A 24,574-nucleotide genomic window follows, 5' to 3' on the forward strand; every position below is an offset into this window, starting at 1 on the left:
CAGGCGGGCGGCTGGTCCTCGGGGCGCTGCACCAGCCCTCAGCCCGCCCGCCCGGCGAAGGCGTCGACGCCGGTCAGCTCGGCCGACAACCGCCACAGGCGGGCGGCCTGCTCGGGGTCGGTGGCATGGGGATGGACCCCGCCGCCGGAGCCGTCGGCCGGCTCGGCGATGTCGCAGTCTTCGCAGTAGACCCCGCCCATGCCGTCGAGCTGCGGCGAGGTGGCCGCCCACACCTGGGTGGCCGCGCCCTGCTCAGGGGTCTTGAAGCTGGTGTTGAGCTGGTTGCCCTGCTCGTCGATCCAGCCCGCCTCGACCATCTCCTGCTTGGTCAGGTGGCGCTGGAGCGGGGTCAGGATGCCGCCGGGGTGCACCGCGAACGCCCGCACCCCCGCGTCCTCGGCCAGGGCGTCGAGGTGCACGGCGAACAGCACGTTGGCCGTCTTGGCCTGGCCGTAGGCCTGCCACTTGTCGTAGCCGCGGTCGAACATCACGTCGTCCCAGCGCATGCCGGAGCGCCGGTGGCCGGCGGAGGAGACGGCCACGACCCGGCCGCCGCCGCGCTCGACGGCCGGCCACAGGCGGTTGACCAGCGCGTAGTGGCCGAGGTGGTTGGTGGCGAACTGGGCCTCCCAGCCGGGGCCGACCCGCGTCTCGGGACAGGCCATGATGCCGGCGTTGTTGATCACGAGGTGCAGGTCGCGGCCGGAGGCCAGGAACTCCTCGGCGAAGCGCCGCACGCTGTCGAGGTCGCCCAGGTCGAGCTCGCCCACCTCGACGCGGTCGATGCCGGCCAGGGCCTCCTCGGCCGCGCCGCGACGCCGGGCCGGGACGACGACCTGGGCTCCGGCCTCGCTGAGCGCGCGGGTGGTCTGCAGGCCGAGGCCGGAGTAGCCGCCGGTGACGAGCGCGACCCTGCCGGTGAGGTCGATGCCCTTGAGCACCTCGTCCGCGGTGCTTCTCGCGCCGAAACCCGAACCGATCCTGTGCTGAGGCGTTGTCATGGGACCGACGTTACGAACTGAAGTGCGCTCTAAGTCAAACCGACCCGCCGGGCCCGCCCGCCCGGATCAGAGGCCGAGGGCCGGGGCCAGGCGCTGGAGCCGGCTCAGGGCGTCGTCGAGGTCGGGGGCGCCCGGCGACAGCGGCTGGACGGCCACGTGGTCGGCCCCGGCGTCGAGGTGGGCCCGCAACCGCGCGGCGACCTGCCCTTCGTCGCCCCAGGCCACGATGGCGTCGGCCAGCCGGTCGCTGCCGCCGCCCGCGAAGTCGGCGTCGGTGAAGCCCAGGGCGCGCAGGTTGCCCAGGTAGTTGGGCAGGGTCAGGTAGTAGGCCAGGTGGGCGCGGGCGATCTCGCGGGCCTTTCCCGGGTCGGTCTCCAGCACCACGGCCTGCTCGGGCACCAGCAGCCGGTTGGCGCCGAGGACGCGGCGGGCCTGCTCGGTGTGCTCGGGCGGCACGAAGTAGGTGTGGGCGCCGTCGGCCCGGTCTCTGGACAGCTCCAGCATCCGGGGCCGCAGCGCCGCCAGCAGCCGGGGCGCCCTCGCCGCGGGCAGGCCCTCCTCGGCGGCGTCCATGCCGTCGAGGTAGGCGCGCATCGCGCTCAGCGGCTTGTCGTAGGCGTGGCCGCGGCTGCCGACCAGCGGGCCGTGGCTGACCCCGATGCCCAGCACGAAACGGCCGGGGAAGGCGTCGGCCAGCGTCTTCGCGCCCGCCGTCATGCCCGTCGCGTCGCGGCCCCAGATGCTGGCGATGCCGGTCGCGACCGCGACGCGGGTGGTGGCGGCGAGCAGGACGGCCGCGGTGGTGAGCGGCTCCTTGCTCTGCCGGCCCTCGTTGATCCACACGGAGCCGTAGCCCAGCCGCTCGATCTCTGCCGCCGCGCGCCGCGCCTGCTCGGCGGGGGCCTTGCCGATCAGCGGATGCCACACCCCGAAGTGCCCGGTCTCCATGGCCGCTCCCTCGACTAGAATGTTCGATCGAGATGGAACACTACACCAATGTTCGACCGCCATCGAACAGAACGCGCGGCCTGACCCACACCTCGCCCGTCGAGGTGTCTCTGCAGGCCGCCCTCGACGCGCTCGGCGACCCGGTCCGCCGCCGCATCGTCCGCGAGCTGGCCGGGGAGCCCGACTGGGCGCGCGCCTGCGGCACGTTCGCCCACCTGCCGGTGGCCAAGTCCACGCTCAGCCACCACTTCGGGGTGCTGCGCCAGGTCGGCCTGCTGGAGCAGCGCGACGAAGGTGCCCGCCGGCTCAACCGGCTGCGCCGCGCGGAGTTCGACGAACGTTTCCCCGGCCTGCTCGCCCTCGTCGTCGAGGAGCCGGAGGGCGCCTAGGGCATGCGGCGGCCCTGGCGGGTAGGGGCAGGCCCATGCAGATGCGCCCGTTCGCCCGTAACCTCCTCGCCACCACGGCCGCGGTCACCGTCACGGCCACGCTCGGCAGCCTGGCCACCTCCTCCGGCTCGGCCTGGTACCGCCGGCTGCGCAAGCCCCGCTGGCAGCCGCCCAGCCAGGCGTTCGGCCTGGTCTGGACGCCGGTCTACGCCCTCATCGCCTACGCCGGCGCGCGCGCCCTGACCAGCGGCGACGACCGGGCCGGCCTGGCCCGCGCCCTGGGCGCCAACCTCGCGCTCAACGCCGCCTGGACCCCGCTGTTCTTCGGCGCCCGCTCCCCGCGCCTGGCGCTGGCCGACATCGTCGCGCTCGACGCGGCCAACCTCGTGCTGCTGCGCCGCTTCCTGCGCGCCGACCGCCGCGCCGGGCTGGCCCTGCTGCCCTACGTCGGCTGGACGGCCTTCGCCACCGCGCTCAACGCCTCCATCGCCGCCCGCAACCCCTGACCGGAACCCCGCCCGAAGGCGGGGCCCCGCCCGCGCGGTCAGGAGACGCGCAGGTCGTCCACCGCCCAGTGCCAGTTGTTGGTCGCGTCGAAGTAGTGGAACTTGACCCTCATCGACCTGGCCCCGGCCGGCACGGCCACCGCGAGCGACTCGTTCCTGGCGGCCGCGTCGGCCGTGTAGTTCTTCACCAGCGTGTCCGCGCCGCCGTCGAACGACACGAGCACCTGCGCCTTCTGCGCGCCGTCCACGCGGTAGTGGGTGGCGTAGGCGAGGGTGACGGACGTCCGGCCGGTCACGGTGTAGGCGGGCGAGACGAGCGTCGAGTCGAACGTCCCGGTCCCGTGCGCCTTGTCGTCCCATTCGTCGGAGTCGGCCACCGCGAAGGTGCCCCTGGACCGGACGTTCAGCTCCCGCTGCTGGTCACGGGCCGCCCGCGACCAGAACTCGTCGGTGGTGAACGCCCAGCCGCGCCACTCCTGAACGCCCCCTGACGGCATCCTGGACGCGTCCGCCGACCAGCCCGCGGGCGGCGTGTGCGAGTAGCCGAGCACGCCGGCCGGGATGCCGGTCTCGTCGGTCCTGCCGGACAGCGCGACGCCCTCGAACGGGTCGCCGGTCCTGACATCGACGCGCCGGCCGTCGATCCCGCCCGGCACGGCCAGCCCCAGCCCGGTGAAGACCGCGGCCGTCACGTCCACCAGGCGCGTGTCAGCCGGCCGCGCCCCGGCGGCGACGCCCGGCCCGGACGCCAGGACGAACGTGCGGCGTTCCTCGATCGAGGACCCGCCGTGCCCGCCCGCGTCGGTGTGCCCGTGGTCGGTGGCCACGATCACCGTCCAGCGCTCGCTCGCGTACGTCGGCCTGGCCCTGACCGCGGCCAGCAGCCGGCCGATCCGGGCGTCGGCGTCGTGGATCGCGGTCAGGTAGGCGGCCGAGGCGGCGCCGCTGCCGTGCCCGGCGATGTCGATCGCGCCCAGGTAGACGAAGGCGGCGTCCGGGTTCTTCGTGCGCAGGACGGTCTCGCTGACCTGGGTGAGGCGCTCGTCCTCGGCCGGGTAGCCGTCGGCGTCGCCGTCCAGGACCACCCTGGCGTCGATCCGGGGGCCGAAGGTGCCCTGGTCGGCGAGCGGCTTCCAGTCGAGGGCGGCGTAGGTGGAGTGGCCGGCGCCGGTGTTCTCCAGCCGGGTCAGGAAGTCGGGGTAGCGGTCGTAGTGCTTGCCGGCGAAGGTGTTGTCCTTGACGCCGTGCAGGTCGGGCCAGACGCCGGTGGCGATCGTGGACCAGCCGGGGCCGCTGGAGGTGGCGGCCATCGGGCTGGTGTAGAGCAGGCTCGTGCCGAACGTGCCGCCGCTGATCAGGGCGTCGAGGTTGGGGGCGTCGGCGGGGGCGATGCGGTCGTGTCGTAACCCGTCGAGGCCGATGACCAGGACCTTGTCGCTGCTGATGCCGTTCGGGACGTCGGGGACGGGCACGGGCGCGGCCAGGGCGGTCGCGCCGTTGAGGACCTTGCCCTCGGGAGCGGGTGCGGGATCGGCCGCCTGGTTCGCCAGGGCCGCCGGCGCGGGGACCGACACGGCCGCGGCCACGAGAGCGGGCAGGATGCGCCATCGTTGCATGGACGTACTCCTCGCTGAGTGCTGGGGTGATCCGGCTGAAGGATCTCCAGCGTCAGGCGGGTGCGTGAATAGCGTCTTTCCGATGGACGCCATAGAGGGAAAAGGGGGCCCAAATGGGCAGTAGCCAACGTCCCGCCGCCCGCGTCGTCTGCCTCGACCGCGACGGGCGCGTCCTGCTCATGCACTGGTACGACCCGGTCAGCGGCACGGACGTGTGGGAACCGCCGGGCGGCGGCCTCGATCCGGGCGAGACGCCGCTGGAGGCGGCCCGGCGCGAGCTGGCCGAGGAGACCGGGCTGCCCGGCTCGGCCGTCGGCGAGCACCGGGTGGACGTCGAGCGCGACTTCTCCTGGCTGGGCGTGCGCTACGTGAAGACCGAGCCGTTCTTCCTGGCCACCTTCGACGAGGCGCGCCCGCGGGTGACCCCCGCCGCGCTCACCGAGGAGGAGCTCGGCGTCTACCGCGGTCACACCTGGGCCGAGGAGTTGCCGTACGGCGTCGAGCCGCCGGAACTGGCCGCCGTGGTGGCCGCCCTGCGCGCCGCCGCCCGCCGCTGACCCCGCCGCTGAACCCGCCGCTACAGCTCGATCGTGCGGCCCGCCGTGGCCACCGCGAGGTCGCCCTGGTAGGACCTGGCCGCCGCCGCCAGCGCCGGCTCGGGCCGGGTGCCGGGCCACAGGTGGGTGAGCAGCAGCCGGGCGACCCCGGCCGCCGCGGCGGTGCGGCCCGCGTCGGCGGCGCTGGACAGGTAGGGGGCGTCCTCGCCGGGCACCTGCTCGGGATAGGTGGCCTCGGCCACCAGCAGGTCGGCGCCCGCGGCCAGCGTGACGAGGTCGGTGGACGGGCCGGTGTCGCCGGTGTAGGCGATCACCCGGCCGCCCACGCTCAGCCGCAGCCCGGCGTTGGGCACATGGTGCGGCAGCGAGAAGGCGTCGAGCCGGAAGGGGCCGATCTCGCGCGGCCTGCCCGGCTCCAGGTCGTGCAGCTCGAAGCTGCCGGCCAGCATGCCGCGTCGGTCGAGCGCGAGCACGGCGTCGAGCGCGCCGGGCGGCGCGTGCACGGGCAGCGCGGCCGGCGGGGCGTCGCCCAGGGCGCGGGCGCGCAGCAGCGGGTTGAGGTCGCAGCAGTGGTCGGGATGGCCGTGGCTGACCAGGACGGCGTCGATCCGCTCCGCCGGCGTCGTTTCGAGCAGCCGCGGCAGCGTGGCGTAGCCGGGATCGACGAGCACGCGGAAACCGTCGTGCTCGACCAGATAACCGCTGCACGCCTGGCCCGCCGCCGGCCAAGCCCCGCATCCGCCCAGCACTGTGATCAGCACGATCACGACCTTATCGGGGCTTGTGCCCCAGCTCGGCCAGCGTGGTGGACATCAGGCCCCGCAGCAGCGGCCCGGCCAGGCCCTCGTGCACGGACTCGACCGGCAGCCCCTGGGCGATGCGGGCGTGGTAGGACTCGCGGTCGCGCTCGCCGGTGTAGGGCAGCGCGGTCATCGCTACGACCACGGTGGCCCGGGTGCCGCCGCGCGGCAGGACGGCGACGGCGTGGGTGCGCAGGCAGGTCTCGTCGGGGGCGCCGTACCAGCCGCACTTGACGCCGGCCTCGGGCGAGCCGAGCGCCTCGCGGGCGCCGAACGTCTGCTCGCCCGCCACCTGCCGCATCCACGCCAGGACGGTGGCCGCCACCGGGTCGCCCGCCGCCGCGGCCTGCGCGAACACGGCGTAGGCGGCGGCGACCTCCTCGGCCGAGACCTCCACCGAGCCGAAGCGCGACGGGTCGCCGCCCGGCTGGGCCCACCGGACGCCGGTGCGCCGGTAGAGGTCGTCCAGCAGCACGCGGGGGCCGATGGACAGCCAGAGGCTGAGCGTGTCGGCGTTGGAGGAGACGACCACGGCGGGCTCGGCGTGGCGGCGCCAGCGGTCGGCGTCGTCGATGTGGTCGGCGGCCACCCAGGCGTAGAGCGGCTTGAGCAGCGAGGCGCAGCGCAACCGGGCCGGGCCGGAGCGCACGCTCATCGTCCGGGCGGGCGGGCCGCCGTAGCCGCGCCTGATGCCCGCCGCCTGTGCTCCGGCGCTGTCTTGGAGGTCTTTCAGCAGGTCATTGAAGGCCACCGTCCCACCGTAGACCTACGGGGAGGTCCGCCAGCGCCCTTCGTACCACTCGGCGCTCGGTGGCTCGCCGGGCAGCGGGGTCGCGCCGGGGGCGCGCAGGCCGTCGAGCGCGATGGCCAGCAGGCGCTCCTTGACCTGCTGGTGCTCCTCGCTCGGCGGGCCGGGGGCGGGCCTGCTGAACTGCTCGATGAGCAGCGAGACGTCGAGCGTGGTCACGTCGGGCCGCAGCGCGCCGGCCTCGCGGGCCCTGGCGACGAGGGTGCCGGCCAGCTCGGTGGCCCGGCGGGAGGTGCGCCACATCTCGTCGGTGACCTCGATCGTGCCCGCCACCGGGGCCAGCGCGCCGGAGCGGCCGGCGACGCAGGCGCGCACGTACGCCTCCAGCCCGGTCCACGGGTCGGGCTCGGCCAGGGCCGACTCCAGGTTGTCGACCACGCGTTCCATGGCGATCAGGCACAGCCGCTGGAGCAGCTCCTCCTTGGTGCGGTAGCGCCGGTAGAGGCTGCCCATGCCGACGCCCGCCTGCCTGGCGATGGCCGAGACCGGCGCGTCGAACCCCTGGGTCGTGAACACCTCGTGGGCCGCCTGGAGCAGCCGCAGATCGTTCCGCGCCGCCTCGGCCTGCCTGCCGCGTCCTGCCATGCCGTACAGGATATTGCGGAGCGGTGCGCTCCGATATACCGTTCTTTCCGGAGCGCAGCGCTCCGATTAAGGAGGTCTGTCATGCGTGCGGTGGTGTTGCGGGAGCTCGGCGGCCCGGGATCGCTCGTGGTGGAGGAGGTGCCCGACCCCGTCCCGGGGCCGGGTCAGGTGCTGGTCGAGGTGGCGGTCGCGGGCGTCACGTTCGTCGAGACACAGGTGCGCGCCGGACGCGGGCCGCGCGCGGCCGAGCTGCCCGCGGTCCTGGGCAACGGGGTGGCGGGCACCGTCCTGGCGGTGGGGGAGGGCGTGCCCGCGGCGCTGACGGGCTCCCAGGTGGTCACCACGCTCGGCGGGTACGGCGGCTACGCCGAGCTGGCGGTGGCCGCCGCCGAGGACCTGATCCCGGTGCCCGCCGGGCTGTCGCCGCGCGAGGCCGTGGCGTTGCTGGCCGACGGGCGCACCGCCGTGGGGCTGGTCCGCGCCGCCGCGCCGCGGCCCGGCGAGTGGGTGCTGGTGGAGGCGGCCGGCGGCGGGGTGGGCAGCCTGCTGGTGCAGCTCGCCCGCGCCGCGGGGGCGCGCGTGGTCGGCGCGGCCGGCAGCGCCGCCAAGCGCGAGCTGGCCGCGCGCCTCGGCGCCGAGCTGACGGTCGACTACACCGCCCCGGGCTGGGCCGAGGAGGTGCGCGCCGCGACCGGCGGCCTGGACGTCGTCTTCGACGGCGTGGGCGGCGAGATCGGCGCCCAGGCGCAGGACCTGCTGAAGGACGGCGGCCGGCTCAGCGTGTACGGCATGGCCGGCGGCCCCATGACCACCCCCGAGCCCCGGGTGACCGCCGTCGCCTGGCCCGCGGCCGACCCGCGCGAGCTGGCCCGCGAGGCCCTGGAGCTGGCCGCGGCCGGCCGCCTGAGTCCCACGGTCGGCAACGTGCTTCCCCTGGAGTCGGCGGCCGAGGCGCACGCCGCCGTCGAGGCCCGCGCGGTCACCGGGAAGACCCTGCTGCTGCCCGCGCGGGCCAGGACGGTCCTGGTCACCGGCGCCACCGGCAACCAGGGCGGCGCGGTGGCCCGGACCCTGCTGGCCCGCGGCTGGACGGTCCGCGCCCTGGTCAGGGACCCCGCCTCGGACGCCGCCCAGGCCCTGGCCGCGCTCGGCGCCACCCTGGCCAAGGGCGACCTGGACGACCCCGCCTCGCTCCGGACGGCCATGACCGGCGTGCACGGCGTGTTCAGCGTGCAGGCCCTGGCCGTGACGGAGGAGGAGCTGGCCCGCGAGGTGCGCCAGGGCGTCGCGGTCGCCGACCTGGCCGCCGGGCTGGGCCTGGCGCACCTGGTCTACAGCTCGGTCGGCGGCGCCGAACGCGACACCGGCATCGAGCACTTCGCGAGCAAGTGGGCGATCGAGCGGCACGTCGCCGGGCTGGGCCTGCGGGCGACGGTGCTGCGTCCGGCGTTCTTCATGACGAACCTGCTGTACTACGCCGAGCCCGCCGGGGACGAGCGGGTCATCGCGCTGCCGTTCCGGCGCATGCAGCTCGTCGCGCCCGAGGACATCGCCCACTTCGCGGCGGAGGCGTTCGAGCGTCCGGCGGAGTACGCGGGCCGGGCGCTGGAGATCGCGAGCGAGGAGCTCACCGGCGCCGAGATCGCCGCGGTCTACCAGCGGGTCACCGGCACGCCCACCCGGTTCGAGCAGACCGCGCCCGGCGGGGAGCGCATGTACGAGTGGTTCCTGGAGAGCGGCTACCAGGCCGACATCGCCGCGCTCCGCTCCCGCCACCCCGGCCTGCGCACGTTCGAGTCCTTCCTGCGCGACCGGCTTGCCCGCTGACCCCGGGTCAGGACAGCGCCGCCTCGAAGCGGGCCCGCAGCTCCGACAGGCGGCCGACCGGCTCGGCGCTGTAGACGAGGCGGACGTACCGGGGGGCCACGCTCTCGCCCCAGGCCGTCATGGGGGTGGCCGCCACGCGTCCGCGGTCCAGCAGGCGGGCCGACAGGTCCTCGGCGGTCAGCCCCATGGCTTCGGCGTCCACCAGGACGGACCAGCCGCCGCCGGCCCGGACCACCGGCAGCCCGTCGAGCTGGGCGAGCACGGTGTCGTGGCGGGCCTGGTACTCGGCCGCCGCCTCCGCCACCCCCGCGCCCGCCGGGTCGGTGAGCGCGGCGGCGGCGCCGTACTGGTGGTATCCGCTGGCCACGGTGGTGTTGTAGATGGTCGCGACCATGATCCGGGACATGATGTCGGCCGGGCCGGCGACCCAGCCGATCCGCCAGCCGATCATCCGGTACTCCTTGGACATCGAGCCGATGATGATCGTGCGCTCGGCCAGGCCGTCCACCTGGCAGGGGTTGATCCGCGGGTGTCCGTCGAAGACGATGCGCTCCATGGCGGCGTCGTAGATCAGGTACGCGCCCGTGCGCTCGCACACCCGCGCGACCGCCTGCCAGTCCTCCCGGTCGAAGACCACGCCCGACGGCATCGACGGGCTCATCAGCAGCAGCGCCGCCGCGGCGGGCACCCGGGCGAGCGCCTCGCGGTCCAGCCGCCAGCGCCCGTCCTGCACCAGCAGCGGCACCAGGTGGGGACGCGCGCCCGACAGCCGCACCCGCTGCAGCAGGCCGGCGTAGGTGGGGTCGGTGAGCAGCACGGGCTCGCCCGGCTCGGTCGTGGCCAGCAGCACGGGCATCACCGCCGACGTCCCGCCGGAGGTGATGCACACCTGCCGCAAGGGGTCGTAGTCGAGCCCGGTACGCGCCCGCAGCTCTGCGGCGACCGCCTGGCACAACACCGGCAGCCCGGTGAACGGCAGCCAGCTGTTGCCCGTCCCCTCCTCCAGTGACCGCCTGGTCGCCGCCACGGCGGACGGCGGGGGCGGGACGTCGGTGTCGAGGTTCTCCAGGCGCAGGACGTCGGCGTCCGCCCCGGCGGCCGCGGCCACCTTGTCGATGTCGAACGGCTGCACCTGCGCGAACCGGGAATTGGGCCGCATGACCGCACCTCCATGCATCGTTCCGTATATGGAACACCTTGGGGCACCCACGCTCCTCCAGTGGGGACGCGGGTGTCAAGGGGCGGCACGGAGGCGCCGTCGGCGGCCGGGTCGGCCAGTGGCGGCCCAAGCCGGGTCAGGTCGGGTCAGGTCGGGTCAGGTCGGGTCAGGTCGGGTCAGGTCGGGTCAGGTCGGGTCAGGTCAGGGTGCGGTCGGCCGGGCCGTCGTAGTGGTCCGGCCCCTGCATCGACAGGTCCAGCGGCTGGACCATGTCGGAGTTGGCGGAGGCCCGCCAGCCCTTCTCCCTGGTCATCTCCTCGATCGAGTGCGCGCACAGCGACAACGACCGGCACACGATGAACATGGCCTTGAGCTGGAGCGGCTCGTATCCCATGTCGAGGCCGACGCAGCCCATCGAACCGGGGCCGTTGAGCCAGACGCGGCGGCCGAAGACGCCCTCGGTGGCGTCCTCCATCGCGCGGGCGATGCGGACGTACCGGCCGGTGACGCCCAGCTCGTCCGAGAGCTCCAGCAGGCGGACCGTGCGCGGGTCGCGGATGTGCTGGGCGTGGTGGAACCCGGGCATGCGCTCGCGGCGTTCGCGCATCTCGGCGACGACCTTGGCGGCGGCCTCCTCGTCGCTCAGCCCGTCGCGCTCGGCCCGCTCACCGACCGCGAGGAACATCTCGGCGGGCCGGTCGGCGGTGCCGTGCAGGCGGCCGATGCCGGCGACGCCCGCCGCGACGGCCGCGTTCAGCTCGGCGCCGCCGGAGGTGGCGAAGCGCACGGTGGCCGAGGAGGGCGACATGGCGTGCTCGGCCATGTTCACCAGGATCGCCTCGGTCATCCGGCCCACCTCGGGGGTCGGCAGCTCGCCGCGCAGCACCAGGTGGAAGTGCTCGGCGAAGGAGATGTTGCCGGTCAGCTCGTTCACGTCGTACCCGCGTACGACGATCCGGTCCTTGTTCTTCCAGGCGATCGCCGTCTCCCAGGCGAACGGCTTCTTGTCGGTCAACGGGCTTTCCTTTCAGGGAAGTACACGCACGCCGGGTCGATCTCCTCGCGCAGCAGGCGGAGGTCCTCGGGGGCCGACGGCACCACAATTTCCAATGAATCCCGAAATTTCGGGGTAAAGCCGGTGTTGTCCAGTACGTCCGTGACGCTCGCCCCCGGCATGAGCGCCGTCACGGTCAGCGCCGAGTCCTCGGCCTCCATCACGCACAGGTCGGTGACGACCTTGACGCGCAACGGCCCGAGCCCGGCCTTGGCCCGCTCCCCCGGCCCGCCCAGGAACCCCGGGCTGGTGACGTAGTCACAGCGGGCGGGGAAGCGCCGCTTCTCGTGGTCGGTCAGGATCACCACCTGCCGGCAGTGGCTGGCGATGTCGTTGGCGCCGCCGCTGCCGGGCAGCCGCACCCGCGAGCCGTCCGGTCTGGGGACCCAGGTGGAGTTGATGTTGGCGTACTCGTCCACCTGGGCCCCGCCGAGGAACCCCGTACGGACCAGCCCGCGCTGCACCAGCCCGCCCAGCGCCTCGAACAGCGACCCGTGCCGCGCGGCGCCGCGCATCAGCCGCGGATCGACCACGGACACCGGCGTCGGCACGACCTTCGGGAACATCACCCCCGACTCGATGACGAGCTTGGCCTCCGGCGCGTGGGTGCGCTGGGCGAGCGTGGCGGCCAGCAGCGGCAGGCCGGTGCCGACGATCACCAGGTCGCCGTCGCGGATCTGCCGGGCGCCCTCGACGACCAGCAGTTCCCTCGGCAGGGCGGTCCACTCCGCGCTCACACCAGCCTCCCCATCTGCTCGGTCAGCCCGGCCCTGAGCGTGCCCGCCGGGTCGCGGGCCCTGAGGTAGTCGTCGAAGGACGCGCCCAGGTTGGCCCCGATCCACTCGCGCAGTTCGTCGTCCCCGGTCCGGCCCAGCGCCTGGTACTCCTTGATCTCCGGCTCGGCGAAGTCGTACGCGCGGTAGACGGAGGTCGGGAAGGCGCCGAAGGGCTGATGGACGACCGCCGTCACGTACGCCTCCGGGATGGTGACCCGCTCGGGCCGGTCGGCGAACGCCCCGGCGGGCAGCACCTCCTCGGCCGACACGATCGTGGCGCGGGCGGCCCTGACCATGTCCACCTCGTGGGAGGTGACCCCCTCGATCACGACGTTCCCGGCCAGGTCGGCGCGGTTCGCGTGGATGATGGCCACGTCCGGCGTCATCGCCCGCAGCAGCACGACCGGCTGCCCCGTCCACGGATCGGCCGACTCCACCGCCACCCCGTCCGAGACGAGGTCGGCCAGCAGGTCGGTGCCGAGCAGGCTGCGCGTCGGCAGGAAGGGCACCCCGACCGCCCCGGCCGCGAAGCGGGTGGCCATCGCCAGGTGCGAGTGGTCGCCGACGCCGACCTCGCCGCGCTCGACGGCCCGGCGCCAGGCGAACAGCGTGCCGTAACGTTCCAGGTTGCCGGTGCCCTGCTCGGTGCGGGCCACCAGGCCCGCGGCCACCAGCATGTCGAGCGGCAGGGACAGGTTGCAGCCGACCACGGTCAGCCCGCCGATCCCCTGCCTGATCACCTCGTGCACCAGCGCCATCGGGCACCGGTTGATGTTCTGACCGCCCATCCCGACGACGGCCCCGGCGGGGACGTGCCGGGCGACGGCCTCGGCGGCCGTCAGTAACTTATGCACGCCGACCGCCACTCGGTGTAGAAGTCCCAGACCTGCGGCGAGCACTCGGGCGGGCCGAACTGCGACAGCTTGGCGCCCATGTGCGGCAGGTGCGCGTACGCGCCGACGCCGGGCCGGTTGACGTGCAGCATGCCCGCCTCGAAGCGGTCCAGGGCCTCGAAGATGGTCGCCGGGTCCTGCGTGAAGATCGTGCCGCTCATGCCGTACTTGACCGAGTTGGAGATGCGCATGGCGTCGTCGAAGCCGTCGCAGTCCACCACGGACAACACCGGGCCGAAGATCTCCTCCTGGGCGATCTCGCTGTCCCAGGGCACGTCGCGCAGCACGGTCGGCTGCACGTAGCAGCCCTCGGGCACGCCCTCGGTGTGCCGCTCGCCGCCGATGGCGATCTTGGCCCCGGCCTCCTGCGCGGCCTTGACCGCGTCCAGGCAGGCGCGCATGCGGGTCTCGTTCACGACCGGGCCGATCGTGGCCTCCTCCGACAGGCCCGGCCCCACTTTGAGCCGGGCCACCTCGGCGACCAGCCGCGACAGGAACTCCTCCTTGACGGCCCGGTCGACGATCACCCGGGAGGTGGCGCTGCACCGCTGCCCCGACTGCCCGAACGCGCCGAACACGGTGGCCTTGACCGCCTTGTCCAGGTCGGCGTCCGCGAGCACCAGGACCGCGTTCTTGCCGCCCAGTTCGAGCTGGGTGCGCAGCAGCCGCGGCGCGCCGGCCTGGTGGATGGCCAGGCCCACGGGCAGCGAGCCGGTGAAGCTGATCCCGGCCACGCGCGGGTGCGTCACCAGTGCCTCGCCCGCCGCGATGTCGCCCTGCACGAGGTTGAGCACCCCGGCCGGGACGCCCGCGTCCACGAACGCCTCCACCAGCAGCGCGGAGGTCAGCGGCGTGAACGGCGACGGCTTGAGCACCGCCCCGCACCCGGCCAGCAGCGCCGGGGCGACCTTCCACATGGGGATGGCGAGCGGGAAGTTCCACGGCGTCACCAGGCCGACCACGCCGATGGGCGCGCGGAAGGTGTAGGAGAACGTGCGCGGCTCCTCGGCGGGCAGCGTCTCGCCCTTCAGCCTGCGCCCCTCGCCCGCGGTGAAGTCGAGGATGGCCAGGGCCCGCCTGACCTCGCCGCGCGCCTCCTTGATGAGCTTGCCCTGCTCACGCGTGATCGCCTGGGCGAAGTCCTCGGCCCGCTCCTCGATCAGGCGCTCGGCGGCGCGCAGGTACTCGGCGCGCTTGATCGGCCCGAGTCCCTTCCACTCCGGCATCGCCGCCGCGGCGGCCTCCACGGCCAGCTCGACGTCCGCGCCACCGGACTCGGCGAAGTCCCCGATGTGGTCGGAGAGGTCGCCGGGGTTGATGTTCGGCCGGGTCTGCCCGCTCTCGGGGGCACGCCATTCGCCGCCGATGTGGTTGAGCAGGTAGCGACTCGGGATCGTCGCCATCGGGTTCCTTTCCGGTCAACTTCTGATACCGCAAAGCCTCACGGCCTGGGATGTTCCGGACAAGGGGGATTAGACCGATGCCCCCGATAGGCAGCCGTTATATGGCTCCGCCTATAGCGGCGATAGGCAAATCACGCATTGGCCGGACCGTTCCGCTGCACTAGACATGCCGGGGAAAAGACCTGCTCACGGCACTTGTCGAATTCACCCGGAATTAACCGAGGGTCCATATGAAGCATCGCACATGGGCGGTAATTGCCGCCTCATCCCTTTTCGCCCTCACCGCGTGCGGCAGTTCGGCCGGCGCCGGTGAATACGACTGGTCCGCCGCCCCGGACACCGGCAAGATCGCCGCCCAGGGCAAGGACCTGCCGACCTACGGCCTGGCCCCCGACTGGGCCAACTACGGCGAGGTCGTCAAGACGTTCTGCGCCAAGTACCAGGGCACCTGCGCCCACAAGGACACCGACATGTCCTCCTCGGAGGAGATCGTCAAGTTCGACGCCGAGAAGGACAACCCGATCGGCACGGCCAGCGACATCGGCCTCATGTGGGGGCCGGTGGCCGAGGCCAAGGGCGTGGTGCCGGCGTACCTGCCGCCGTCGGCGGCCAAGCTGAAGGACTGGCAGAAGGGCAAGGGCGGCTGGGTCGCCACGTTCGTCGGCGCGCCCGCGTTCGTCGTCAACACCGACAAGGTGAGCAACCCGCCCAAGAGCTGGCAGGACCTGCTCAAGCCCGAGTACAAGGGCCAGATCGCCATCAAGAACCCGGCCTCCTCCGGCACCGGCCAGGCCATGGTCGTCGCCGCCGCGGTCGCCAACGGCGGCTCGGTGGACGACCTGACCCCCGCCTACACCTACTTCAAGAAGCTCAAGGACGCCGGCAACCTCAGCGACGTCAAGATGAGCGAGGAGACCCTGGAGAAAGGCGAGGCCCCGATCCAGATCAACTACGACTTCAACGGCCTGGCCCAGAAGTCCGCGCTGAAGGCCAAGAACGTCAACGTGGAGGTGATCATCCCCTCCGACGGCTCGGTCTGGTCGCCGTCCGGAATGATGATCAACAAGTACAACACGGCCAAGGGCGACTTCCTCAAGGGCCTGCTCGACTACGTGCTCTCCGACGAGGCCCAGACGCTGTTCGCCAAGTTCGGCGCCCGGCCGGTCCGCGCCCTCAACGGCGACCTGCGGCTGCCGGCCGACGCCAAGGCCAACTGGCTGCCCGAGGAGTCGTACACGCCGGTCAAGGAGATCGAGATCACGAAGGTCAATCCCGAGCAGATCGTCGCCGACTGGGAGGCGAAGGTCCTCGCGTGACGTCCCACATCACGGAGTCCGTGGCGGCTCCCCCGGCCGCCGTGCGCCGCAGGGCCCCGGGCAGGCTGTTCACCGCCTGGGGCCCGGCCCTGCCGCTGCTGCTGTTCACACTGGCCACGCTGGTGCTGCCGGCGCTGCGGCTGCTGCACGACACCTTCGCCCTGCCGGACGGCGGCTACGGCTTCGACCACATCGTCAAGGTGGCGCGGAACCCGGTGGACCGCCAGGCCATCGGCGGCTCGCTCGCGCTCGGCCTGACCCAGGCCACCCTGGCCACCGCGCTCGGCGCGCCCGCCGCCTGGCTGATCACCCGGATGCGCCTGGGCGGCCGGGCCTTCTGGCTGTCGCTGATGAACGTCGCCTCGAACTTCGCCGGCATCGGCCTGGCGTTCGGCTTCGTCGCGCTGATCGGCTCGACCGGCATGCTGACGCTCGTGCTCAAGGGCCTGTTCGGGATCGAGGACAACCCGTTCCCCTCGCTCGGCTCCTTCAACGGCATGAACGTCGTCTACCTGTACTTCAACGTCCCGATGTTCGTGCTGCTCACGCTGCCCGCGCTCAGCGTGCTCAAGGACGACTGGCAGGAGGCCGCCGCGGTCTGCCACGCCACCCGGTGGCAGTTCTGGCGCTACGTCGGCCTGCCGGTGCTCGCGCCGTTCGTCATCGCGGGCTGGCTGCTGGTCTTCACCTGGACGATCGGCGTCTACGCCGTCGCGTACGCCATCGGCTCCTCCCCCAGCGCGACCAAGCTCATCACCCTGCAGATCGGCAGCACGCTGGAGTCCTCGGTGTTCGGCCTCGGCCGGGCCGCCGTGCTGTCGGTGCTGCTCATGATCCTGGCCATCGGGGCGACGCTGCTCTACCGGATCTCGCTCAGGCGCGCTGTGAGGTGGCTGTGAGACGGCGCGTCTTCCTCGGCCTGCTGGCGGTCTACTTCGGGCTGCCGCTGCTGGCCGCCCTGCTGTACTCGGTGGCCACCCGCTGGACCGACACCCCGCTGCCCGACGGCTACACCCTGGCCCACTGGGCCGGCGTGTTCGCCGAGCCGGACGTCATGGCCGCGCTCGGCCGCTCGCTCGTGCTCTCGGCGGTCGTCGTGGTGATCGAGATCGTACTGGTGGTGCCGGCCGCGTACTGGTCGGTCGTGCACAACCCGCGCATCGGGTCGATCGTCCAGACGGTCGCGGTGATCCCGTTCGCCGTCCCGTGGGTGGTCGTCGGGGCGGGGCTCCAGCTCGTCACCAAGTCGGTCGCGCCCGAGCTGTTCGGCACGTTCTGGCTGCTGGCCGCGGCCACCGCGGCGATCGCGTTCCCGTTCATGTACCGGGCGGTGGAGAGCTCGCTGCTGGCGGCGGGGGCCGTCCAGCTCAGCGAGGCCGCCGCCACGTGCGGCGCCGGGCCCGCCCGCACGCTGGTCGGCGTGATCCTCCCGGCGATCCGCGGCGGCGTCGTCTCCGGCGCGCTGCTGGTCATCGCGACCGCCATGAACGAGTTCGCGCTCGCCAAGATCCTCACCGGCGTCAGCTACGAGACGCTGCCGCTCTGGTCGGCCAGGCAGTTCGTGTCCCGGACGCTCGGCGACCCCAACGCGCTGGCCGTCGTCACCATCTTCACCTTCGGCCTGCTGTTCGCGCTGTCCGCGCTGGTCGTCTGGCTCGGCCGCGGCCGGGTGAGCGCGTCCATGGCCACCGCTCCGGTCCAGAAGGGCACCACTCCATGAGCCACGTCGTACTCGACCGCATCACCAAGCGCTACGCCGGGCACACCGCGCTGAACGGCGTGAGCGTCAGCGTCGAGCAGGGTGAGCTGCTGGCCCTGCTCGGCCCGTCGGGCTGCGGCAAGACCACGCTGCTGCGCTGCATCGCGGGCCTGACCGGGTTCGACGGCGGGCGGCTGACGATCGGCGGCGCCGACATGGCCGGCGTGCCGGTGCGCAAGCGGCCCATCGGCATGGTCTTCCAGTCCTACGCGCTGTTCCCGAACCTCACCGTGGGCGGCAACGTCGCCTTCCCCCTGACCGTCAGGAAGCGGCCGAAGGAGGAGGTCAGGGACCGCGTGGCCGAGATGCTCGACCTCGTCGGCCTCGACCACCTCGCCGACCGCCTGCCGAACCAGCTCTCCGGCGGCCAGCAGCAGCGCGTCGCCCTGGCCCGCGCGCTCTCCCCCCGGCCCGAGGTGCTGCTGCTGGACGAGCCCCTGTCCGCCCTGGACGCCCAGGTCCGCCACCGCCTGCGCGACGAGGTGCGCCGCATCCAGCACCAGGTCGGCATCACCACCGTCTTCGTCACCCACGACCAGGCCGAGGCCCTGGCCATCTCCGACCGGGTCGCGGTGATGAACGCCGGCGACATCGAGCAGTGCGGGCCGCCCGCGGAGATCTACACCGCGCCCTCCACCCGCTTCGCCGCCGGCTTCGTCGGCAACCGCAACACCCTCGAACTCGACGCGGTCGGCGGCCGGGTCACCGCGGGCGGCGCGTTCGACGTCGAGGCGCCCGCGCCGCGCGTCCTGTGCATGTTCCGCCCCGAGGACGTCGAGCTGGCCGCGGACGGCCCCGGCGCGCGGGCGGTCGTCGACGTGACGGTGTTCCTCGGCGCCACCACCCGCGTGTACGCCCAGGCGGGCCCCTCGGTGATCTTCGCCGACGTGCCGTCCAGGGCCGCCGCCGGCCTGTCGCCAGGGGACGAGGTGCGCCTGCGGGTCGCCGCCGACCACGTCCAGGTGTTCCCCGCCTGACCCGGCCCGGGGCCGCCGGTACCGGGCCGGGGCGTCAGCCGCCGAGCCCGAACCAGAGCACGGCGAACACCCCGCACGGCACGCCGGCCAGCGCCAGCGCGATCAGCACCCGCCACCGCAACGCGAGCCCCGGCCCGGTCACGAACGCCGCGACGGCCCCCGCCCCGGCGAACACGACCGCGGCGCCCACGGCCTGCGCGGCGGTGTACGGCACCGACGGCAGCAGCTTCCCGGCCGCCCAGAACGCCACCGCCGCCCCGGCGGCCACCAGGGCGGCGCGCCGCGCGGGCCGCACGTCCACGCGCTCCAGCACGTACGCGGCTCCGGCGAGCATGACCAGGCTGATCGCCAGGAGAGCGCCGAGGGCCGGGGCCAGGCAGTCCCAGTCGGCGCAGCCGACGCCCGCCCACGCCAGCCGGGCGGTGGCCCACCACAAGACCCCCAGTGCCCCGCACACCCCCGCGGCTCGCCCAATACGCCCCGTCATGCATTAATCGTCCCACTGTCAGGAAGAGGCCGCTGTCAGGAGGAGGCGGCCGCGCGGAGCTCGTCGGCCTCCGCCTCGGCGGTCCTGCCCAGGGCGCGCAGGGCGACGGCGCGGTTGGCGTACAGGTCGGGCTGCCGGTCCAGCTCGACGGCCCGGGTCAGGTCGGCGAGCGCGCCTTCGGCGTCGCCCGTGGCGTAACGCAGCACGCCCCGGTTGCCCCAGGCGGCGGCCAGCTCGGGGGCGCGCTCCAGGGCCAGGTCGAGGGCCGCCGCGGCCTCGTCGAAGCGGCCCGCCGCCGTCTCCAGCTGGCCGAGCACGGTGAGCAGGTGCGGGTTCTCCGGCGCGCGGGCGAGCCCGGCCGTGACGTCGGCCCTGGCCTCCTCGTCCCGCTCCGCCGCCGCCAGCAGCCCGGCGCGGTTGACGTAGGCGTCCAGGTAGCCGGGGTCCAGCTCGATCACCGTGCCGAGGTCGGCGAGCGCTCCCTCCACGTCGCCCCGCACAGTACGCAGCTCCGCCCGGTTGTAGTACGCCTCGGGCAGCGGCGGCCCGGCCCGCATGGCCCGTTCGTAGTCGGCCAGCGCCTCCTCCGGCTGCCCCAGGCGGAACAGCAGGTTGCCGCGTTCCAGGTAGGTGTCGGGGAAGCCGGGGTCCAGGGCGATGGCGGCGGTGTAGTCCTCCAGGGCCTCCTTGGTGTGGCCGAGCGCGCCGAGCAACTGGGCGCGGTTGGTCAGCAGCACCATCCGGTGCAGCGGGTGCCGGTCGCCCAGCTCGCCGGCCAGCTCGACGGCCGACTCCACCAGCGACAGCGCGGCTTCCAGCCGTCCGTGCCGCAGCTCGACCAGGGCCAGGCCGTTGCGGTCGAAGCCGAGTTTGAAGGCCCGTTCCAGGGGGTCGGGCAGCAGCCCGGAGATGGCGATGGCCTCGTTGAGCCAGCGGCGGGCCCGGCCCAGGTCGCGCTGCGCCGGGTCGGGGTGGCGGGCGTCGAGCATGGCCGTGCCGTACGCGGCGGCGGCGTGCACGACCGGGTCCTGGCTGGCCGCGCGGGCCCGGTCCCACAGCTCCCGCGCCTCCTGGACGCGGCCGAGCCCGCCGAGCGCGGTGGCGGTGCGCTGGGCGAAGCGCCACCACGCAGGCTCCCCCGGTTCCGTCCGGGCCAGGCCGAGCCGCCCCAGCTCGGCCGCAGCGTGCAGGAAGCCCTCGCGCATGCAGCGGTCCACCAGGGCCCACAGCTCGTCGGCGCCGCGCTCGTCGGCAGGCGGCTCGGGGCCCTCGGCGTAGACCGTGACGGCCAGCGTGCCGGCCGGGACCCGCCGGGTCAGGACGTCGAGAAGCTCGGTGTCGGTGGGGTCGGCGTGCGCGCCGTTGCACACCGCGAGCCTCGCGCCCGGCCGCACGGCCGCGCGGACGAACTCGGCGATCCCGTTGGCCAGCCTCAACGTACGGCGCGGCGCCGGCACCAGGATGCGCTCCTCGTCCGGCAGCCCGGCGTCGATGGTCGTCCGCCGGACGGGCACCTGACCGGCCAGCTCGGGCGCGACCGCCCGGATCTCGATGTCGTGGGCCGCGACCAGCTCGCGGGGGGCGTCCGGCACCAGGTGCCGCAGCAGCGCGGCGCCCACGGTGTAGGGGCCGCGCGGCCGGCGATGCGCGTCGATGACCGGCATCAGCAGCCGCACGGCCCCCCATCGGGCGGGTGGGCCGCCCTGGACGCTGAGGTGGGACCTGTCCTCGGTCACCCCTTGTGAATGACGCCTGCGGTCCCTGCGAGCCTCGCGGTGCCTGGCTTACGGACGACGATGCGCTTCATGACGTGCCTCTCCGATGGGTGTGACTATCCATTATTCGGACACCCAACCGGATATCAAGATTTATGGTGAATAAGTGGCGGTTTAACGAATAAGAAGCACCTGGCATTTGGGTGCGTCCCGCAGCCTATTGAGACCGAAACCAATGATCGACCGCCGCGACCCGCGCCTGTTCCGATTCCTCCATCAACGTGCACAGGCACCGACCTACCAGCGTGACGGACTGGCAGCAGCCCGGCCCGGGCAGTTTCTTGGCGCGCACGATCGCGGTCGCCCGCTCGATCAACCGCTCCAGGCTCGGCTCCCCGCCGCCCTTGAGCGCGTGGGCGTTCCACGGGCACGCCTCGACGTCCTTGCACGCGCTCTTGGCGATGAACGGCGCAGGCCCCGGCTCGAACCGCAGCCGGTCCTCACGCTTGATCCGCAGGTCGGCCAGCACCAGCGCGGCACGGCGGGAGACCTCCAGCAGGTCGCGCCTGCCCGGCCGGCTCACTTTTCCCCCGGCCGCCCGTTCGGGCAGGGCCAGCAGCATCGCCGCGGCCATCAGCCCGCCGCCCATCACCATGCTCCAGCCCACCTGCTCGTGGAACCAGATCACCGCGATGGCGGCCACCCAGAGGGGCTGCGAGGACATCATGATCGCGCTGGGCACGGCCGGCACGTGCTTCTGCCCGTACGAGCGGGCCAGGAACCCCAGCGCGCACGACACCACGGCCAGGTGCGCCAGGATCGCCCAGTCGGGCAGGCTGGACGGCAGCGTGATCCCGCCGCGCAGCGCGAAGCCCCCGGTGAGGATGCCGATCGTGAACAGCTGGATCGTGGTCAGCGCGTACGCGTGGAAGCGTTCGCCCTTCTTGGACAGCTCGGCGAGCATGAGCGTGTGGGCCGAGTAGAGCGCCGCGGCCGTGAGCGTGACGCCGAGCGCGAGCAGCGAGACCTCGTGGTCCTCGACCCCGCGCAGCAGCGTGAACACGGTCATCCCCGCCATGGCGAGCACCACCCCGGCCCACACCCGCCGCGGCGCCCGGCTCCTGAACATCACCAGGGCCAGGACCGGAGTGATCACCACGCTGCACCCGACGGCGAACCCCGACACCGCCGAGGGCAGGCTGTGCAGCGCCAGCGCCTGGGCGGTCTGCCCCACGCCGAACAGCAGCCCCAGCACGAGCCCGTTGACCCACGTCCGGCGCGACAGCCCCCGCAGCGAGCCCGGCCGGATGACGAGCAGCGTCACCGCGGCGATGAGATACCGCTCGGCGAGCAGATCCTCGACCGGTAACCGGAGAATGAGATCCTTCATCAGCGGGAACGCCGACCCCCAAGCGGCGCTGACGAACAACAGAAGCACGGCTCCCAGGAGGGGTCGGGGAGCGGGCATGCCTGCCATGGAGCAGAGCATGCCACTACTAAATGCATTCGCCAGAGCACGCGGCGAAGCCGGTGAGGTTACTGTTCCACTTGGAGTTAAGACCCTCACTCCAGGCCCGAAACATCCATACCGGCGGCGGCGAAAACAGCTCTTTCTGCGGTTACTGCCCGGTACGGCCGAGCTCTCCACATTCGCACTGTGTACGGACGCGTGCGCGTACCGTGCGAACGGGCCGATGCCTCGCCCCGGAGATCGTCACTCTCTGCGATCATCGCGCGGCGGTATGGTCACGCCTGAGCGTAGAGGTCGCAGGAACGCCGCGGGGGCGGAAAGGGGAAACAAGCCATGGCCCCAGGAGGGGATGGGGCGTGGCCGCCGGATCCGGAAGCGTCGGACCGCGGCGTCGTCGCCGGAGCTTACAGCTCCATGGCCGGCGTGCGCGCCAGCCGTTTCTCGCCGTAGATGACGACGAGGTCGCCCACCTGGCGGCGCGACAGCTCACGCCAGCCCTGACGGGCGTACAGCGCGAGGGCCGCGCCCTGGTTGAGCGTGGTGTCGCCGCGCAGGCTGCTGAAGCCGAGCTCAAGGGCGCGGTCTTCGAGCGCTGAGAGCATGACGCCGCCGTAGCCGCGCCGCTGGAACTCGGGATGGACCCTGAGCCTGCACACCTCGGCGGTCTCCCGGTCGACGGGCTTCAGGCCGCCCATGGCGACCACCCGCGAGCCGGTCTCGCCCACGATGAAGTCACCGCCGCAGGCCAGGTAGATCTCCTGGATGCGGGGGAAGTCGTCGTCGTAGTAGACGCCGTCGCCGGGTTGGAGACCCACCTCGGCGAGGCAGATCCGGTGCAGCGCGAGGATGGTGTCGAGATCGGACCAGCGGTACCGCCGGATCTTCAACGTCATCCACCGCTCCCTTCCTTCTGGGCCAACTTCCGACGCCGCAGCTGGGCGCTGAATTCAGCCAGCATCTGATGTTTGTCGTCCTTCTTCATGATCTGCTGCTCCAACGCGAGCGCTGGGCGGATGATGAGGTCCGTGAGGTATTCATCCCCCAGATTGCGCAAGGCGTTCGTACCAATTTGTAGGGCTTCGTCGATGTCACCCTCCAGGAGGCGGCACTGGGCCTGGTCGAGCCTGATCAGGGTCTGATCGAGGACGTGGTCCTCGTACTTGCCGAGCGCCTGGTCGAGCACCACCTCGGCCTCGATGGTCTGGCCGAGCTTGGTGAGCACGTCGCCCTGGTAGAAGTAGAGCTGCTTCTCGGTGTAGCCGAAGGCCATGTCCTCCTGCTCCTCGCTCTTCATGTGCGAGAAGGCGCTCCTGGCCCGGGCCAGCGCGCGCTTGGCCTGGTCGACGACCTCCTTCTTGCTGTCGGTGCCCGAGAGCATGGCCAGGGCCCGCGCCTCGACGACCGGCGCCATGGCCTGGGCCACGCACGGCGTGGCGCCCGCCAGGTCGCGGCTCTTCTTGGCCAGGTTGAGCGCCTCGCGGGCGTCGCCGTAGTAGAGGGGGACGAGCGACTCCCTGGCCGTGATCCAGGCCCGCAGCGCGCGGTCGCCGGTCTCGTCGGCGGCGATGCGGCCGGTGCGGAAGAACGACCGCGCCAGCCGGTGGTCGCCCAGGTTGATCATCACCATGCCGCTCAGGCCGGCCAGCTGCGCGGCCATGCGGCACAACCGGTCCTGGAGGTCGATCGGCTGACGCCTGGACAACGCCGTGCGGACCGCGCTCAGCTCCAGCAGCACGTCGCACAACAGCCGCAGCGGAGGCGTCGTGGTGTACTGGCGGCCGAAGGCCACCGTCGCCTCCTCCCACTGGTCGAGCATGCCGCCCGACACGGTGGCCGAGACCAGCGTCTCGTCCATCCGCCGCCGGATGCCCTCGCACGCCCCCAGCACCGGCCCGTCGAACTGCTGCTTGAACGAGACGTCGGTGTCGAGGAGGTTTAACAACGTGCGCCGCAGGATGTTCTCGTCCTCCTGGGCGTCGGCCTCGACGGTCATCGGATGGATCACCAGGTCGCGCGGGAGCGACGCCGACCCCTGCAGCCGATTGGCGGGCTCGCCGAGCACGCCGGGCATCCGGTGGCCGTGGCCGCAGATGCAGGGCCCGTCGAAGCCGAGCTCGATGGGCTCGACCCGGTAGACCGAGCACAGGTAGTGGAGGTATTCGGGGCCCGGCCGCTTGAGCCCGCTCTCGTACGCCGACAGCAACGTCTCGCCGATGCCCGGCGGCGCCTTGGCGTCGCGCTCGAACAACGCGCGCACCTGCTCGATCACGTCCGCCAGCGCGATGCCGTAGGACAGGCGGTGCGCTTTGATGCGGGTCGTGCTGAACTGCGGCGAGCACGCCTCGTGGATCTCTTCAGCTATCTGGGCGGAGGTGCGCCCGGTGGCAAGGCCCTTGGCCCTGATCCGCCGGGCGATCTCCGTTTCCCTGTGCTGCCTGCCGGACATCCCGGCCCCTCTCCCGATGTCTCGACCCGTCAAGACTGGTGACTCAGCGTAGCCCTCAGGTAGCTCTTCGCCTAGAGATGA

24 protein-coding genes are annotated in these 24,574 nt (G+C 72.9%); 8 read left to right on the forward strand and 16 right to left on the reverse strand.

From position 1 onward, the window contains the following. Positions 1 to 38 precede the first annotated feature (38 nt). The gene (locus AB0C33_RS33660) at positions 39 to 1,001 is read right to left on the reverse strand and encodes an SDR family NAD(P)-dependent oxidoreductase (protein ID WP_358294700.1); all 963 of its coding nucleotides are present in this window, start codon (positions 999 to 1,001) and stop codon (positions 39 to 41) included. Between the two features lie 66 nt (positions 1,002 to 1,067). After that, the gene (locus tag AB0C33_RS33665) at positions 1,068 to 1,949 is read right to left on the reverse strand and encodes a TIGR03620 family F420-dependent LLM class oxidoreductase (RefSeq protein ID WP_358294702.1); all 882 of its coding nucleotides are present in this window, start codon (positions 1,947 to 1,949) and stop codon (positions 1,068 to 1,070) included. 104 nt (positions 1,950 to 2,053) lie between these two features. Between AB0C33_RS33665 and AB0C33_RS33670 the strand changes: the two genes are divergently transcribed. Together AB0C33_RS33670 and AB0C33_RS33675 are read left to right on the forward strand one after the other, a co-directional pair. After that, the gene (locus AB0C33_RS33670) at positions 2,054 to 2,338 is read left to right on the forward strand and encodes a helix-turn-helix domain-containing protein (protein WP_358294704.1); all 285 of its coding nucleotides are present in this window, start codon (positions 2,054 to 2,056) and stop codon (positions 2,336 to 2,338) included. Positions 2,339 to 2,373: 35 nt separating this feature from the next. After that, positions 2,374 to 2,844: a TspO/MBR family protein gene (locus tag AB0C33_RS33675; protein WP_358294706.1), complete on the forward strand. Its 471-nt coding sequence runs from the start codon at positions 2,374 to 2,376 to the stop codon at positions 2,842 to 2,844. Positions 2,845 to 2,882: 38 nt separating this feature from the next. On the opposite strand, the gene AB0C33_RS33680 is transcribed toward AB0C33_RS33675, so the two are convergent. After that, a complete protein-coding gene (locus AB0C33_RS33680) occupies positions 2,883 to 4,460 on the reverse strand; it encodes an alkaline phosphatase family protein (RefSeq protein WP_358294708.1) in 1,578 nt (525 codons plus the stop codon). Positions 4,461 to 4,573: 113 nt separating this feature from the next. Between AB0C33_RS33680 and AB0C33_RS33685 the strand changes: the two genes are divergently transcribed. Beyond that, the gene (locus AB0C33_RS33685) at positions 4,574 to 5,017 is read left to right on the forward strand and encodes an NUDIX domain-containing protein (RefSeq protein WP_358294710.1); all 444 of its coding nucleotides are present in this window, start codon (positions 4,574 to 4,576) and stop codon (positions 5,015 to 5,017) included. A gap of 20 nt (positions 5,018 to 5,037) precedes the next feature. Here AB0C33_RS33685 and AB0C33_RS33690 read toward each other — a convergent pair whose 3' ends face one another. Genes AB0C33_RS33690 through AB0C33_RS33700 form a run of 3 tightly spaced genes read right to left on the reverse strand, consistent with a single transcriptional unit; the run spans position 5,038 to position 7,210 of the window. Next, positions 5,038 to 5,778, reverse strand: a complete 741-nt coding sequence (locus AB0C33_RS33690) for an MBL fold metallo-hydrolase (RefSeq protein ID WP_358294712.1) — start codon at positions 5,776 to 5,778, stop codon at positions 5,038 to 5,040. A 10-nt stretch (positions 5,779 to 5,788) separates the two neighbouring features. Further along, positions 5,789 to 6,568 (reverse strand): hypothetical protein, encoded by a 780-nt coding sequence (locus tag AB0C33_RS33695; RefSeq protein ID WP_358294714.1) that lies wholly within the window; start codon positions 6,566 to 6,568, stop codon positions 5,789 to 5,791. A gap of 15 nt (positions 6,569 to 6,583) precedes the next feature. Next, on the reverse strand, positions 6,584 to 7,210 hold the full coding sequence (locus AB0C33_RS33700) for a helix-turn-helix domain-containing protein (RefSeq protein ID WP_358294716.1): 627 nt from the start codon (positions 7,208 to 7,210) through the stop codon (positions 6,584 to 6,586). Positions 7,211 to 7,291: 81 nt separating this feature from the next. Between AB0C33_RS33700 and AB0C33_RS33705 the strand changes: the two genes are divergently transcribed. Beyond that, positions 7,292 to 9,037: an NmrA family NAD(P)-binding protein gene (locus AB0C33_RS33705; RefSeq protein ID WP_358294718.1), complete on the forward strand. Its 1,746-nt coding sequence runs from the start codon at positions 7,292 to 7,294 to the stop codon at positions 9,035 to 9,037. Positions 9,038 to 9,044: 7 nt separating this feature from the next. Here the strand turns inward: AB0C33_RS33705 and AB0C33_RS33710 are convergent, their stop codons facing one another. From AB0C33_RS33710 to AB0C33_RS33730, 5 genes are all read right to left on the reverse strand, one after another. Continuing rightward, positions 9,045 to 10,196: a pyridoxal phosphate-dependent aminotransferase gene (locus tag AB0C33_RS33710; RefSeq protein WP_358294720.1), complete on the reverse strand. Its 1,152-nt coding sequence runs from the start codon at positions 10,194 to 10,196 to the stop codon at positions 9,045 to 9,047. A 196-nt stretch (positions 10,197 to 10,392) separates the two neighbouring features. Next, positions 10,393 to 11,211, reverse strand: a complete 819-nt coding sequence (locus AB0C33_RS33715; RefSeq protein WP_358294722.1) for a citrate/2-methylcitrate synthase — start codon at positions 11,209 to 11,211, stop codon at positions 10,393 to 10,395. Continuing rightward, a complete protein-coding gene (locus tag AB0C33_RS33720; protein ID WP_358294723.1) occupies positions 11,208 to 11,987 on the reverse strand; it encodes a CoA-transferase in 780 nt (259 codons plus the stop codon). The genes AB0C33_RS33715 and AB0C33_RS33720 overlap by 4 nt, the downstream gene beginning before the upstream one ends. Beyond that, positions 11,984 to 12,880: a CoA-transferase gene (locus AB0C33_RS33725; protein ID WP_358294725.1), complete on the reverse strand. Its 897-nt coding sequence runs from the start codon at positions 12,878 to 12,880 to the stop codon at positions 11,984 to 11,986. The genes AB0C33_RS33720 and AB0C33_RS33725 overlap by 4 nt, the downstream gene beginning before the upstream one ends. Continuing rightward, the gene (locus tag AB0C33_RS33730) at positions 12,865 to 14,322 is read right to left on the reverse strand and encodes an aldehyde dehydrogenase family protein (protein ID WP_358294726.1); all 1,458 of its coding nucleotides are present in this window, start codon (positions 14,320 to 14,322) and stop codon (positions 12,865 to 12,867) included. Before AB0C33_RS33730 ends, AB0C33_RS33725 begins: the two co-directional genes overlap by 16 nt. Before the next feature lie 230 nt (positions 14,323 to 14,552). Here AB0C33_RS33730 and AB0C33_RS33735 point away from each other — a divergent pair, with 230 nt between their 5' ends. Genes AB0C33_RS33735 through AB0C33_RS33750 form a run of 4 tightly spaced genes read left to right on the forward strand, consistent with a single transcriptional unit; the run spans position 14,553 to position 18,374 of the window. Next, positions 14,553 to 15,638 (forward strand): extracellular solute-binding protein, encoded by a 1,086-nt coding sequence (locus AB0C33_RS33735; protein WP_358294728.1) that lies wholly within the window; start codon positions 14,553 to 14,555, stop codon positions 15,636 to 15,638. Beyond that, the gene (locus tag AB0C33_RS33740; protein WP_358294730.1) at positions 15,635 to 16,537 is read left to right on the forward strand and encodes an ABC transporter permease subunit; all 903 of its coding nucleotides are present in this window, start codon (positions 15,635 to 15,637) and stop codon (positions 16,535 to 16,537) included. The genes AB0C33_RS33735 and AB0C33_RS33740 overlap by 4 nt, the downstream gene beginning before the upstream one ends. Continuing rightward, positions 16,534 to 17,358, forward strand: a complete 825-nt coding sequence (locus tag AB0C33_RS33745; protein WP_358294732.1) for an ABC transporter permease subunit — start codon at positions 16,534 to 16,536, stop codon at positions 17,356 to 17,358. Before AB0C33_RS33740 ends, AB0C33_RS33745 begins: the two co-directional genes overlap by 4 nt. After that, the gene (locus tag AB0C33_RS33750) at positions 17,355 to 18,374 is read left to right on the forward strand and encodes an ABC transporter ATP-binding protein (protein WP_358294734.1); all 1,020 of its coding nucleotides are present in this window, start codon (positions 17,355 to 17,357) and stop codon (positions 18,372 to 18,374) included. Before AB0C33_RS33745 ends, AB0C33_RS33750 begins: the two co-directional genes overlap by 4 nt. A gap of 34 nt (positions 18,375 to 18,408) precedes the next feature. Here AB0C33_RS33750 and AB0C33_RS33755 read toward each other — a convergent pair whose 3' ends face one another. The 5 genes from AB0C33_RS33755 to AB0C33_RS33775 all read right to left on the reverse strand — a co-directional run bounded on the left by AB0C33_RS33755 (position 18,409) and on the right by AB0C33_RS33775 (position 24,493). Beyond that, positions 18,409 to 18,861, reverse strand: a complete 453-nt coding sequence (locus AB0C33_RS33755; RefSeq protein ID WP_358294735.1) for a hypothetical protein — start codon at positions 18,859 to 18,861, stop codon at positions 18,409 to 18,411. A 35-nt stretch (positions 18,862 to 18,896) separates the two neighbouring features. After that, positions 18,897 to 20,597 carry a tetratricopeptide repeat protein gene (locus AB0C33_RS33760; protein WP_358294737.1) on the reverse strand — a complete coding sequence of 567 codons (1,701 nt, stop codon included), beginning with the start codon at positions 20,595 to 20,597 and terminating at the stop codon, positions 18,897 to 18,899. Between the two features lie 196 nt (positions 20,598 to 20,793). Continuing rightward, entirely contained in the window at positions 20,794 to 22,065 is a 1,272-nt protein-coding gene (locus tag AB0C33_RS33765; RefSeq protein WP_358294739.1) for a DMT family transporter, read from the reverse strand. A gap of 386 nt (positions 22,066 to 22,451) precedes the next feature. Beyond that, positions 22,452 to 22,940 carry a GNAT family N-acetyltransferase gene (locus AB0C33_RS33770; RefSeq protein ID WP_358294741.1) on the reverse strand — a complete coding sequence of 163 codons (489 nt, stop codon included), beginning with the start codon at positions 22,938 to 22,940 and terminating at the stop codon, positions 22,452 to 22,454. Further along, complete coding sequence (locus tag AB0C33_RS33775) at positions 22,937 to 24,493, reverse strand: XRE family transcriptional regulator (protein ID WP_358294743.1); 1,557 nt, start codon at positions 24,491 to 24,493, stop codon at positions 22,937 to 22,939. Before AB0C33_RS33775 ends, AB0C33_RS33770 begins: the two co-directional genes overlap by 4 nt. Positions 24,494 to 24,574 lie beyond the last annotated feature (81 nt).

Source organism: Nonomuraea sp. NPDC048881 (assembly GCF_040649795.1).
Lineage (GTDB): Bacteria > Actinomycetota > Actinomycetes > Streptosporangiales > Streptosporangiaceae > Nonomuraea.